Source organism: Burkholderia sp. AU33803 (genome assembly GCF_002223095.1).
GTDB lineage: Bacteria > Pseudomonadota > Gammaproteobacteria > Burkholderiales > Burkholderiaceae > Burkholderia.
In genome coordinates, this window is the sequence record NZ_NKFJ01000009.1 from 214,613 (window position 1) to 227,161 (window position 12,549).

At 69.1% G+C, this 12,549-nt stretch carries 10 protein-coding genes; all 10 read left to right on the top strand.

Annotated elements, in window-relative coordinates:
• Nucleotides 1-42 precede the first annotated feature (42 nt).
• The 10 genes from CFB41_RS35580 (at nucleotide 43) to CFB41_RS35625 (ending at nucleotide 12,525) form a co-directional block, all read left to right on the top strand.
• A complete protein-coding gene (locus CFB41_RS35580; protein WP_089459917.1) occupies nucleotides 43-1,626 on the top strand; it encodes an ABC transporter substrate-binding protein in 1,584 nt (527 codons plus the stop codon).
• Between the two features lie 79 nt (nucleotides 1,627-1,705).
• Entirely contained in the window at nucleotides 1,706-2,659 is a 954-nt protein-coding gene (locus CFB41_RS35585) for an ABC transporter permease (protein ID WP_089459918.1), read from the top strand.
• A 30-nt stretch (nucleotides 2,660-2,689) separates the two neighbouring features.
• Nucleotides 2,690-3,649 carry an ABC transporter permease gene (locus CFB41_RS35590; protein ID WP_089459919.1) on the top strand — a complete coding sequence of 320 codons (960 nt, stop codon included), beginning with the start codon at nucleotides 2,690-2,692 and terminating at the stop codon, nucleotides 3,647-3,649.
• Nucleotides 3,649-5,535, top strand: a complete 1,887-nt coding sequence (locus CFB41_RS35595) for an ABC transporter ATP-binding protein (protein ID WP_089459920.1) — start codon at nucleotides 3,649-3,651, stop codon at nucleotides 5,533-5,535. The genes CFB41_RS35590 and CFB41_RS35595 overlap by 1 nt, the downstream gene beginning before the upstream one ends.
• Nucleotides 5,536-5,734: 199 nt before the next feature.
• Nucleotides 5,735-7,012, top strand: coding sequence for an FAD-binding oxidoreductase (locus tag CFB41_RS35600; RefSeq protein WP_089459921.1), 1,278 nt, complete (start codon nucleotides 5,735-5,737; stop codon nucleotides 7,010-7,012).
• A gap of 24 nt (nucleotides 7,013-7,036) precedes the next feature.
• Complete coding sequence (locus CFB41_RS35605) at nucleotides 7,037-7,477, top strand: helix-turn-helix domain-containing protein (RefSeq protein WP_089459922.1); 441 nt, start codon at nucleotides 7,037-7,039, stop codon at nucleotides 7,475-7,477.
• A 120-nt stretch (nucleotides 7,478-7,597) separates the two neighbouring features.
• Nucleotides 7,598-8,332, top strand: coding sequence for a cupin domain-containing protein (locus CFB41_RS35610; RefSeq protein ID WP_089459923.1), 735 nt, complete (start codon nucleotides 7,598-7,600; stop codon nucleotides 8,330-8,332).
• 2 nt (nucleotides 8,333-8,334) lie between these two features.
• Nucleotides 8,335-9,660: an FAD-binding oxidoreductase gene (locus tag CFB41_RS35615; protein WP_089459924.1), complete on the top strand. Its 1,326-nt coding sequence runs from the start codon at nucleotides 8,335-8,337 to the stop codon at nucleotides 9,658-9,660.
• A gap of 133 nt (nucleotides 9,661-9,793) precedes the next feature.
• Nucleotides 9,794-11,071: an FAD-binding oxidoreductase gene (locus CFB41_RS35620; RefSeq protein WP_089459925.1), complete on the top strand. Its 1,278-nt coding sequence runs from the start codon at nucleotides 9,794-9,796 to the stop codon at nucleotides 11,069-11,071.
• On the top strand, nucleotides 11,068-12,525 hold the full coding sequence (locus CFB41_RS35625) for an aldehyde dehydrogenase family protein (protein ID WP_089459926.1): 1,458 nt from the start codon (nucleotides 11,068-11,070) through the stop codon (nucleotides 12,523-12,525). Before CFB41_RS35620 ends, CFB41_RS35625 begins: the two co-directional genes overlap by 4 nt.
• Nucleotides 12,526-12,549: the final 24 nt, after the last annotated feature.

Below are 12,549 nucleotides of genomic sequence, written 5' to 3' on the forward strand. Positions count from 1 at the left end.
CTGGACCCAAGACCCCACTTTCCACAGTCAGGAGCAGTTCGGATGAGCGACGATATCGACAATGGCGGCAAGGGCGGCTTCACGCGCCGCGACATGATGAAGGTCATGGCGGCGGGCGGCATGATGGCCGCCGGCGCCGGCGGACTGCTGATGACCCCCGGCGCTGCGTTCGCCGCGCCCGCGCCGAAGCGCGGCGGCAAGATCCGGGTCGCGAACGAAGCCGGCTCGACGGCCGATACGCTCGACCCGGCCAAGGGCTCGACGGGCGCGGACTACACACGCTTCTTCATGTTCTACAGCGGCCTCACGCAGCTCGACGCGAGCCTCACGCCGCAGATGAACCTCGCCGAATCGCTGCAGACCACCGATGCGAAGACCTGGATCATCAAGCTGCGCAAGGGCGTCACGTTCCACGACGGCAAGCCGGTCGGCCCGGCCGACGTGGTGTTCTCGCTGATGCGCCACAAGAACCCGGCCACCGCGTCGAAGGTCAAGACGCTTGCCGAACAGTTCACGGATGCGAAGGCGAGCGGCCCCGACGAAGTCACGTTGACGCTCGCCAGCGCGAACGCCGATCTGCCGGTGATCCTCGCGACGCCGCAGCTCGTGATCGTCAAGGACGGCACGACCGACTTCTCGACCGGCATCGGCTGCGGCCCGTACAAGCTGAAGTCGTTCAAGCCGGGCGTGTCGACCATTGGCGTGCGCAACGACAGCTACTTCAAGCCGGGCAAGCCGTATCTCGACGAGATCGAGTTGATCGGCATCAGCGACAGCGCCGCGCGCCTGAACGCGCTGCTGTCGGGCGACGTGCACCTGATCAACGCGATCGATCCGCGCTCGACGCAGCGGGTCTCGTCGACGGCCGGCTACGCGCTGAAGGAAACCAAGTCGGGCCTCTATACCGACCTGATCATGCGCAGCGACAACCCGATCGTCTCGAGTCCCGATTTCGTCGAAGGGATGAAGTACCTGTTCGATCGCGAGCAGCTCCGCACCGCGGTGTTCCGCGGCTACTCGGTGATCGGCAACGACCAGCCGATTCCGCCGGGGCACCGCTACTTCAACGCGTCGCTGCCGCAGCGGGCGCACGATCCGGACAAGGCGAAGTTCCTGCTGCAGAAGGCCGGTGCGCTCGGCGCCGTGCTGCCGCCGATCTATGCGACGTCCGACGCGAACGGGTCGATCGAAATGGCGGTGCTGCTGCAGCAGGCCGGCCAGAAGATCGGGCTGAACCTGCAGGTCAACCGCGCGTCGCCCGACGGCTACTGGTCGAACCACTGGATGAAGCACCCGCTCACCTTCGGCAACATCAACCCGCGCTCGAGCGCCGACGTGCTGTTCACGCAGTTCTTCAAGTCGGATGCGCCGTGGAACGAGTCGGGCTGGAAGAACGCGAAGTTCGACCAGCTGCTGCTCGCCGCGCGCTCGGAAACCGACGACGCGAAGCGCAAGCAGATGTACGGCGACATGCAGGTGATCGTCGCGCAGCAGGGGCGGGTCGGCATTCCGGCGTTCATCAGCTTCCTCGACGGCTACGACAAGCGGCTCGCGGGCCTCGGCTCGATCCCCACCGGGCCGATGATGGGCTTCACGTTCGCCGAGAACGTGTGGTGGAACGCATGACGTTGTGGCTGGCCGCCGTCGCGCGGCCGGTGCGGGCCACCGTGCCGGCCACGCGCGGTTTTTTCTGGAGTGCCGCACCATGAACCGAATTCTCATCGGGCTGATCGGCCGGCGCATCGCGGTCACCGCGCTGACGCTGCTGATCGTGTCCGCGATCATCTTCACGATCACGAACCTGCTGCCGGGCGACGCCGCGCAGGCCGCGCTCGGCCAGTCGGCGACGCCGGAGACGGTCGCCGCACTGCGCCAGCAGTTCGGGCTCGACATGCCGGCGCACGTGCGTTACGTGCACTGGCTCACCGGCCTGTTGCACGGCGATTTCGGCCGGTCGCTGTCCGGCGACATGCCGGTGTCGGAGCTGATCGGCGGGCGCCTGCCGAAGTCGCTCGCGCTCGCGGCGATCACGACCGCCGTGTCGGTGCCGATCGCGCTGCTGCTCGGCATCCTCGCGGCGGTCAAGCGCGAGTCGGTGGTCGACCGCGTGATCAGCCTCGGCACGCTGTCGCTCGTCGCGACGCCGGAGTTCCTGATCGCGACGGTCGCCGTGCTCGTGTTCGCGGTGAAGCTGCGCTGGCTTTCCGCGTTGTCGTACAGCGGCCCGATCGAAAGCCTGCACGACTTCCTGCGCGCGTATGCGATGCCGGTGCTGACGCTGTGCGCGGTCGTGATCGCGCAGATGGCGCGCATGACGCGCGCCGCGGTGATCGAGCAACTGAGCGCGTCGTATGTCGAGATGGCCGTGCTCAAGGGCGCGAGCCCCGCTCGCGTCGTACTGCGCCACGCGCTGCCGAACGCGATCGGCCCGATCGCCAATGCGATCGCGCTGAGCCTGTCGTACCTGCTCGGCGGCGTGATCGTCGTCGAGACGATCTTCAACTATCCGGGCCTGGCGAGCCTGATGGTCGACGCCGTCAGCAACCGCGATTTCCCGCTGGTCCAGGCGTGCACGCTGATCTTCTGCGTTGCGTACCTGACGCTCGTGCTGTTCGCCGACCTCTGCTCGATCGTGTCGAACCCGCGACTGCGCACCTGAGCGCTCCGTCCACCTTCCGAGATGCCGCCCATGCACCCGACCGAACCCGTTCAACGCAGCAGCGCGCTGCCGCCGCCCGGCGATCCGCATCCGCCGTGGGGCGCGCCGACGCCGCCCGCCGCGCCCGCTCCCGAGCATCCGCGCAAGCGCCGCCGCGCCCGCGTGCCACTGACGACCGGCGGCCGCGTCGGCTTCGCGATGGTTGCGCTGATGCTGTTCATCGCCGTGTTCGCGCCGCTGCTCGCGCCGCACGACGTCGGCACGATCGTCACGCCGGACGTGTTCGCGTCGTTCAGCGCGAAGCTGCCGTTCGGCTCCGACTTCCTCGGCCGCGACATGTTGAGCCGGATCCTGTACGGCACGCGGTTGACGGTGCTGCTCGCGCTCGCCGCGGTGCTGCTCGCCGCGGTGACCGGCACGACGCTCGGGCTGCTCGCGACCGTGTCCGGCCGCGCGGTGGACGAGACGATGAGCCGGCTGCTCGACGCGCTCACGTCGATTCCGTCGAAGATGTTCGCGCTGATGTTCGTCGCCGCGTTCGGCTCGTCGCTGCCGCTGCTGGTGCTCACCGCCGCGGTCAGCTACATGCCGGGCTCGTACCGGATCGCGCGTGCGCTGGCCATCAACATCAGCACGCTCGAATTCGTGCAGGTGGCGAAGGCGCGCGGGGAAAGCGCGCTGTACATCGCGTGCGTCGAGATGCTGCCCAACATGATCCATCCGATGCTGGCGGACACCGGGCTGCGCTTCACGTTCGTCGTGCTGCTGCTGAGCGGCCTGAGCTTTCTCGGGCTCGGCGTGCAGCCGCCGTATGCGGATCTCGGCTCGCTCGTGCGCGAGAACATCGCGAGCCTCGGCGACGGCTCGGCCGTCGCGATCATGCCCGCGGTCGCGATCGCGATCCTGACGGTGGGCGTCAACCTGATGATCGACGGTTTGCCGCATCGCGGCCGCCGCAAGGGCGCGGCTGCCGCCGCGGGAGAACACTGATGCGGGATGAATCGACTCCGGAATCGACGCCGCTCGTCGAGGTGCGCGGGCTGCGCGTGGTCGGCGGCCGTCCGGGCGGCGCGGAAACGACGATCGTCCACGACGTCGACTTCGACATCGGGCGCGGCGAGGTGCTCGCGCTGATCGGCGAATCGGGCTCCGGCAAGACGACGATCGCGCTGTCGCTGATGGGCCACGCGCGCGCCGGCTGCCGGATCGCCGGCGGCTCGGTGAAGCTCGGCGGCACGGACGTGTGCACGCTGAGCGCGCAGGCGCTGACCGCGCTGCGCGGCCGCAAGGTCGCGTACATCGCGCAGAGCGCGGCCGCCGCGTTCAATCCGTCGCGCACGATTCTCGACCAGGTGATCGAGAGCGCGCTGATCCACAAGACGATGACCAGGCGCGATGCGCAGGCGAAGGCGGTCGAGCTGTTCCGCGCGCTCGCGCTGCCCGAGCCGGAGACGATCGGCAAGCGCTATCCGCACCAGGTGTCGGGCGGGCAGTTGCAGCGGCTGATGGCCGCGATGGCGCTGATCACCGATCCGGAACTGGTGATCCTCGACGAGCCGACTACCGCGCTCGACGTGACCACGCAGATCGACGTGCTGCAGGCGTTCAAGAGCGTGATCCGGCGCTGCGGGATGAGCGCGGTGTACGTGTCGCACGATCTGGCCGTGGTCGCACAGATGGCCGATCGCATCGTCGTGCTGAGCGACGGCGTGATCCGCGAAACCGGTGCGACCGAACAGATCCTGCATGCGCCGGCGCACCCGTACACGCAGAGCCTGATCGCGGCGGTCACGCCGAACGATGCCGAACGCGACGCGAAAGCGGCGAGCGTCGCGCCGGCGCCGCTGCTCGAGGTGCGCGGCGCGGTCGCCGGCTACGGCGGCCGGACCGCGAAGGGCTGGCCCGCGAAGCTGATCCTGCACGAAGTCGACCTGCGCATCGGGCGCGGGCAGACGGTCGGCGTGATCGGTGAGTCGGGTTCGGGCAAGACCACGCTCGCGAAAGTGATCGCGGGCCTCGTGCCGGCGACGGCCGGGCAGATCCTGCTCGACGGCGAGCCGCTCGCGCTCGATATCGGCAAGCGCTCGAAGGAGCAGCACCGCCGCGTGCAGATCGTGTTCCAGAACGCCGATACCGCGCTCAACCCCGTGCATACCGTCGAGCGCACGCTGGCGCGGCCGCTCGCGTTCTATCACGGGATCCGCGGTGCGCGGGCGCGGCAGCGCGTCGCGGAGCTGCTCGAACTCGTGCGGCTGCCGCAAGCGGTGGCCGGGCGGCGCACCGGAGAATTGTCCGGCGGGCAGAAGCAGCGCGTGAACCTCGCGCGCGCGCTCGCGGCCGAGCCCGACCTGATCCTGTGCGACGAAGTCACGTCGGCGCTCGATACGGTGGTGGGCGCGGCGATCATGGACCTGCTGCGCGACCTGCAGGCGAAGCTCGGCGTGTCGTACGTGTTCATCACGCACGACATCGCGAAGGTGCGCGCGATCAGCGACGACATCGTCGTGCTGTACGCGGGCCGTCGCGTCGAAACCGGCAGCCGCGACGCGCTGTGCGCGCCGCCTTATCACCCGTATTCGCATCTGCTGGTGTCGTCCGCGCCGGAGCTGCGTGCGGGCTGGCTCGACGATGCGGCCGAGCGTTGCCACCGGCCGCTGGTGCCGATCGGCGCGCGCGAGCACGAGGCCGAGCTGTGTCCGTTCCTGTCGCGCTGCGCGATGCGCGTGGACGGCGTGTGCAACCGCACGGCTCCGTCGCTGCGCACGCTCGGGAACGGCGCGCAGGTGCTGTGCCATCGCAGCGAGGAAGATCTCGCGCGGTTCCAGGCGGAGCCGGTGCCGGCCGGCGGCGCGACGGTGCAGCCGGTACGGCTGTGATGCGCGCCATCGTTCGTGCATCGTGCCTGCCCGCGCCGGCGATCGACGTTGCGCATAGTGTGCTGCGGCAGGCGCGCAAAACGGCAAATGACGCGTGTGGCGCGCGCGAATACGCGGCAACTGCGCTTTTTGATGGTGATTAAATGATTCTCATTGGACGGTCGCCGATCGTCGTCGCCGGAATGCTCGAGAAAATTCGATGAAACTGGAATCGTACTGGCTGGATACCCGTCCCGCGTTTCGCGCCGGCAGCGAAGGGCCGGTCGAAGGGCGTGCGGACGTGGTCGTGATCGGCGGCGGTTTCACCGGCTTGTCGGCGGCACTCGCGCTCGCGCAGCGCGGCGTGTCGGTGGTCGTGCTCGAAGCCGCGCAGGTCGCCGGCGAAGCATCGGGCCGCAACGGCGGCCAGTGCAATACCGGTGTCGCGCAGGACTATGCGTCGCTGGCCGCGCGCATCGGCGTCGAGCAGGCGAAAGCGTTCTATCGCGCTTATGCAAGCGCGGTGAAGAGCGTCGAGACGATCGTCACCGAACAGGCGATCGACTGCGATTTCCGGCGCGCGGGCAAGCTCAAGCTCGCCGCGAAGCCGCAGCATTTCGCGGGGCTCGAAAAGACCTTCAACGCGTTGCGGCGCGACGTCGATCCGGACATCGAACTGATCGAGCCGTCGCGCATCCGCGATGAAATCGCGTCCGACGGCTTTTACGGCGGACTCCTGCAGCGCAACGGCGCACAGATGCACATGGGCAAGTTCGGCGTCGGGCTCGCGCAGGCGGCCGTGCGTGCGGGCGCACGCGTGTACGAGCACGCGGCCGTCACGCAGCTCGACCGGCTGGACGGCGAGCGGCACCGGATCACCTCCGCCCGCGGGACGATCGTCGCCGATCGCGTGCTGGTCGCGACCGGCGCCTCGCAGCACGGGCCGTTCGCGTGGTTCCGGCGGCGCATCGCGCCGGTCGGGAGCTTCATCGTCGTGACCGAGCCGCTGCCGGATGCGCAGTTGAACCGGCTGTTCCCGCATCGCCGCGCATACGTGACGTCGCGCCAGATCGGCAACTACTTTCGCGTGACGCCCGACAACCGGTTGCTGTTCGGCGGCCGCGCGCGCTTCGCGATGTCGAGCCCGCGCTCCGATGCAAAAAGCGGCGACGTCCTGCGTGCGGGCATGGCCGGCTATTTCCCGGAACTGGCGAACGTGCGGCTCGACTACTGCTGGGGCGGGCTGGTCGACATCACCGCCGACCGGCTGCCGCGCGCGGGCCAGCATGACGGGCTCTATTACTCGATGGGCTACAGCGGCCACGGCGTGCAGATGTCGGTACACATGGGCCGCGTGATGGCCGACGTGCTGTATGGCGCGGCCGCGTCCAACCCGTGGCGCGAGCTCGACTGGCCGGCGATCCCGGGCCATTTCGGGCACGCGTGGTTCCTGCCGGTCGTCGGCGCGTATTACCGGATGCAGGATTTCCTGCACTGAAGCGAGCGCCCGGGAGAATTCGATATGACAGTGCAATTCATTGGCTCGGTGGGCTCGCCGCGTGGCGCGCAGCCCGTGTCACCCGCGATCGGCGACGTGCTGCGCACGATCGATGCATCGTTCGCGCAGCCGCTGAACCTGGACACGCTCGCGGCGGTGGCCGGGCTGAGCGTGTCGCGTTTCACCGCGCGTTTTCGCAGCGAAACCGGCCTGTCGCCGCACCGCTATCTGTGTCTCGTGCGGATACGGCGGGCGCAGGACCTGTTGCGCGCCGGTCTCGCGCCGTCGGTAGTCGCGACCGACGTCGGCTTTTTCGACCAGAGCCATCTGTGCCGGCATTTCCGGCGCGTACTCGGAATCACGCCGCGCGATTACGTGGTCGCCCGCACGGGCGGCGCGCCGGTGCGAACGCCATCGACGCGCCCGCGCGCCGCACACCGCGAAGCGTCGTGTCACGCGGCGTAGGCGCACGCATGGACGACACGCCCCGCTGAGGATGTCCGGCTAAAGCGCCGGCAAACGACGATTTCCGATATCGCGTGACCGCTTTCGAACGAATCCGTCACGCACTGCACAGGAGCAGAAATGACCGCAGTTTTCGTGTTGCACCGGGCCGACGGCGCACCGTCTTCCACCGCATTCCGCAAGCAGGCGTTCGGCGCGAGCGATCCGTTCGCGTCGCATCGCGAGATTGCGTGGGAAGGCCCCGACGCGATGGCCGCTGGGCGGATCGTTTTCGACGGCGAACTGGACGTGGCGAGCTTTCCGCACATCGAAACCCTGGCCGTCATCCAGGGCGAGCTGACGCTCGAAGCGGTCGGGGCCGCGCCGCTGGTGGTCGGCCCGGGACAAGGCGCCGTCATCGGCGGCGGCACCGAACTGCGCATCGCCGCGCAATCGCCGGTACTCCTGACGTTCTGCGCGGCAGCGTGCGCGCAACCGACGAAACGCGGCGTCTTCGCGCTGCGCGCCGACGCCGACTTCAAGCCGTCCGCCACGCTGCCGGCCGAGGCGCTGCTCGGCCCCGCGCCGCAATGCCGCAGCGACAACGTGTTCACCGACGACGGCGCCGGCTACTGCGCGGGCACGTGGGATTCGACGCCGTATCACCGGATCGTCCGGCCGCATCGCGCGAACGAGTTCATGTTCCTGCTGGACGGCGGCGTGCGGTTCGCGGCGCCCGACGGCAGCGTGCAGTCGCTCGGCACCGGCGATGCGCTGTTCGTGCCGCGCGGCGCGTCGATCGGGTGGGAAAGCAGCGAGCGCGTGGCGAAGTTCTACGTGATGCAGAACGTCAAACCTTCCACCGAACGAGACTGAGCATGTCCCCTCCGCTGCGCCATATCGAAACCTTGTCCACGCCGCCGGCCGCGGCCGACGTCGTCGTGATCGGCGGCGGCATCATCGGCGTCTTCACCGCCTACTACCTGGCCCGCCGCGGCCTATCGGTCGCGCTCGTCGAGAAGGGGCGCATCGGCGCCGAACAGTCGAGCCGCAACTGGGGCTGGTGCCGCCAGCAGAACCGCGATGCGCGCGAGTTACCGATGGCGAGCAAGAGCATCGATCTGTGGGAACGATTCGCGGCCGAATCCGGCGAAGACACCGGCTTTCATCGCTGCGGGCTGCTGTATCTCAGCAATGACGAAGCCGAATTGTCCCGCTGGGCGAGCTGGGGCGAATTCGCGAAGACGGCAGGCGTGACCACCTACATGCTCGACAGCAAGCAGGCCGCCGAGCGCGGACGGGCAACCGGGCGGCAGTGGAAGGGCGGCGTATTCTCGCCGACCGACGGCACGGCCGATCCGGGCAAGGCCGCGCCGGCCGTGGCCGCCGCACTGATGAAGCTGGGCGGCAGCGTCCACCAGCACTGCGCGGCGCGCGGCATCGAACTCGAAGGCGGCCGCGTCGCGGGCGTCGTCACCGAGGCCGGCGTCATCAAGACCCGAACGGTCGTGATGGCCGGCGGCGCCTGGGCGTCGTCATTCTGCCGCCAGCTCGGCATCCGGTTTCCGCAGGCGTCGATCCGTCAGTCGATCCTGAGCGTGTCGCCCGTCGACACGCCGCTGCCCGATGCGATGTACACGTCCGGCGTGTCCATCACGCGCCGCAGCGATGGCCGCTATGCACTCGCGATCAGCGGCCGCGCGCGCGTGGACCTGACGCCGCAGTTCCTGCGCTTCGCGCCGCAATTCGTGCCGATGTTCGCGAAGCGCTGGCGCAACCTGCTGCCGGGCGGCCTCGAAGGCGTGCGCGGCGGCCATGAAACGCTGAAGCACTGGCGCCTCGACGCGCCGACGCCGATGGAGGCCGTGCGCATTCTCGATCCGAAGCCCGACATGCCGACCGTCACCGAAACGTATCGCCGCGCGGCCGAACTGTTGCCCGAACTGCGCGACGCGAAGATCACGCACGCGTGGGCCGGGTTCGTCGACAGCACGCCGGACGGCGTGCCGGGCATCGGCGAAGTGCCGGGCGTGCCGGGGCTGATCCTCGCGGCGGGGTTTTCGGGGCATGGCTTCGGCATCGGCCCGGGCGCCGGGCACCTGATCGCCGATCTCGCGTCCGGTGCGCAACCGTTCGTGGACCCGGCGCCGTACCGGCCCGGCCGGTTCAGCGAGTCCGCGTGGGGCAAGGTCGCCGATTTCTGATGCAACGCCGTCACATGGATGAGAGTCCGCCCGTATCCGACGCACATCGCGCCGGGCCGCCCGCGAGCGGCCGGATCGGTGCGGTGAACGTTCGCCGGCCCGGCAGTGCGATGCGACAGCTTGGGAGTGCCTGATGCGTTTCAGTTCGTACTGGCTCGATACGTCGGAGCCATTCGTGAGCCACTCGCCGGAGTTGCCCGACGGCAGTTGCGACGTGGTGGTGGTGGGCGGCGGGATCACCGGTTCGGCCGCCGCGCTGGCGCTGGCCAAGAAAGGTGCGCGCGTGGTCGTCTGCGAGGCGGGCACCGTCGGCCAGGCGGCGTCGGGGCGCAACGGTGGCATGTGCAACAACGGCTTCGCGCAGGATTATGCGTCGCTGTCGCAACGTCTCGGCACGGAACTGGCGAACCGCCTGTATCTCGCGTTCGACGCGGGCGTCGACACGGTCGAGCGGCTCGTCAACGAAGAGTCGATCGATTGCAATTTCGCCCGCACCGGCAAGCTGAAGCTCGCGGCGAAACCCGAGCACTACGACAAGCTCGCGCGCAGTCACGCATTGCTCGCGGCGAGCGTGGACCCCGACACGCGCCTCGTGACGAAGGCCGAGCTGCGCGACGAGATCGGCTCGGATCGTTATCACGGCGGGTTGCTGTTCGGCAAGAGCGCGGGGATGCATGTCGGCCGATATGTGCGCGGCCTGGCGCGCGCGGCCCAGGCGCGCGGCGCGCACATCGTCGAGCAGGCGCCGGTGCTCGGACTGAAGCGGCAAGCGGGCGGCACGTACGCGGTGCAAACACCGCGCGGCGAGATCCGTGCGCGCCAGGTGCTGCTCGCGAGCGGCATTTCGCACGTCGGGCCGTTCGGCTGGATTCGCCGCAGGGTCGTGCCGGTGGGTGCATTCATCATCGTCACCGAGCCGTTGCCGCGCGAGTGGCTCGACCGCTTGCTGCCGACGCGCCGGATGGCCACCGACACGAAGAACTTCGTCAACTTCTTCCGCACGACGCCCGATAATCGGCTGCTGTTCGGCGGGCGCGCGCGGTTCGCCACGTCGAACCCGCGTTCGGACGAAAAGAGCGGCGCGATCCTGCGGCATCAACTGGCCGCCGTGTTTCCCGAGCTGGCCAGCGTGCGGATCGACTATTGCTGGGGCGGGATGGTCGACATGACGGCCAACCGGCTGCCGCGCGCGGGCGAGCGCGACGGCGTTTACTACTCGATGGGCTATAGCGGCCACGGTACGCACATGGCCACGCTGATGGGCACGCTGATGGCCGAGATCATGGACGGGCGCGCGGAGCTCAACCCGTGGCGAGGCTTCGACTGGCCGGCCATTCCCGGGCATTTCGGCAAACCGTGGTTCCTGCCGTTCGTCGGCGCCTGGTATCGACTGAAGGACACTCTGCAATGAATTCCCCTGTTGTTCACCTGATGCAAGCCGGCAGGCTCGATCGCTTCTTCATCGACGGCGACTGGGTGTTGCCCGACGGCAGTGACCGGTTCGCGGTCGTCAGCCCGTCCACCGAAGACACGCTGGGCGAGATCCCGCTCGGCAGCGCGCGCGACGCCGACCGCGCGGTGCAGGCCGCGCGCCGCGCGTTCGAGCGCTGGTCCGCGACTTCACCGCAGGAACGCGCCGCGTTGCTCGACCGCGTGCATGCGCTGATGCTGGAGCGTGCCGAACTGTTCGCCACGGCGCTCGCGATGGAAATGGGCGCGCCGATCGGCTATGCCCGCGGTGCGCACGTGCCGCTCGCGGCCGAACATATCCGCGTCGCACGCGACAACCTGGCGAACTACGCGTTCGTCAGGCAACGCGGCACGACCGCGGTCGTGCGCGAGCCGATCGGCGTCTGCGCGCTGATCACGCCGTGGAACTGGCCGATCTACCAGATCACCGCGAAGGTCGGGCCCGCGCTCGCGGCCGGCTGCACGGTCGTGCTGAAGCCGAGCGAGCTGTCGCCGCTCAGCGCGCTGCTGTTCGCTGAAGTGATCGCCGATGCGGGCGTGCCCGCCGGCGTATTCAACCTCGTGAGCGGCAGCGGCGAGACGGTGGGCGCCGCGCTGTCGTCGCACCCAGACGTCGACATGGTGTCGATCACCGGATCGACGCGCGCCGGCGTGCTGGTCGCGCAGGCGGCGGCGCCGACCGTCAAGCGGGTCGCGCAGGAACTGGGCGGCAAATCGCCGAATATCGTGTTGCCGGATGCGGACCTGTCGCGCGCGATCGCGCCGGGCGTGGCCGCCGCGTTCCGCAACATGGGGCAGTCGTGCAGTGCGCCGACCCGCATGATCGTGCCGCGCGCCTTGCTCGGCGCGGTCGAGGAGCTGGCTGCTGCGGCGGCGCGCACGCTGGTCGTCGGCGATCCGTTCGCCGAGGCCACGACGCACGGGCCGCTCGCCAACCGCGCGCAGTTCGGGCGGGTCGCGCAGATGATCGACGCGGGCATCGACGAACGCGCGAAGCTGATCGCCGGCGGCCCCGGCCGGCCCGCGGGGCTCGAGCGCGGCTTTTATGCGCGGCCGACGATTTTCTCCGACGTGCGCACCGACATGACGATCGCGCAGCAGGAGATCTTCGGCCCGGTGCTCGCGATCCTTCCGTACGACACCGTCGACGAAGCGGTCGCGATCGCGAACGACACGGTCTACGGGCTCGGTGCGCACGTGCAGGGCACCGACAAGGCGCAGGCCCGCGCAGTGGCCGCGCGTATCCGGGCGGGGCAGGTGCATCTGAACTACCCGGCATGGGACCCTCAGGCGCCGTTCGGCGGCTACAAGCAGTCGGGCAACGGCCGCGAGTACGGGATCGAAGGGATGGAGGAGTATATGGAGATCAAGTCGATCGTCGGCTTTTACGACTGACCCGGCCGCCGCGCGCGGTTCGCG

Coding starts and splice junctions, on each gene's coding strand:
- CFB41_RS35610 (WP_089459923.1), top strand. CDS start 7,598: ATGACCGCAGTTTTCGTGTTGCACCGGGCCGACGGCGCACCGTCTTCC.
- CFB41_RS35600 (WP_089459921.1), top strand. CDS start 5,735: ATGAAACTGGAATCGTACTGGCTGGATACCCGTCCCGCGTTTCGCGCC.
- CFB41_RS35615 (WP_089459924.1), top strand. CDS start 8,335: ATGTCCCCTCCGCTGCGCCATATCGAAACCTTGTCCACGCCGCCGGCC.
- CFB41_RS35595 (WP_089459920.1), top strand. CDS start 3,649: ATGCGGGATGAATCGACTCCGGAATCGACGCCGCTCGTCGAGGTGCGC.
- CFB41_RS35625 (WP_089459926.1), top strand. CDS start 11,068: ATGAATTCCCCTGTTGTTCACCTGATGCAAGCCGGCAGGCTCGATCGC.
- CFB41_RS35605 (WP_089459922.1), top strand. CDS start 7,037: ATGACAGTGCAATTCATTGGCTCGGTGGGCTCGCCGCGTGGCGCGCAG.
- CFB41_RS35620 (WP_089459925.1), top strand. CDS start 9,794: ATGCGTTTCAGTTCGTACTGGCTCGATACGTCGGAGCCATTCGTGAGC.
- CFB41_RS35590 (WP_089459919.1), top strand. CDS start 2,690: ATGCACCCGACCGAACCCGTTCAACGCAGCAGCGCGCTGCCGCCGCCC.
- CFB41_RS35585 (WP_089459918.1), top strand. CDS start 1,706: ATGAACCGAATTCTCATCGGGCTGATCGGCCGGCGCATCGCGGTCACC.
- CFB41_RS35580 (WP_089459917.1), top strand. CDS start 43: ATGAGCGACGATATCGACAATGGCGGCAAGGGCGGCTTCACGCGCCGC.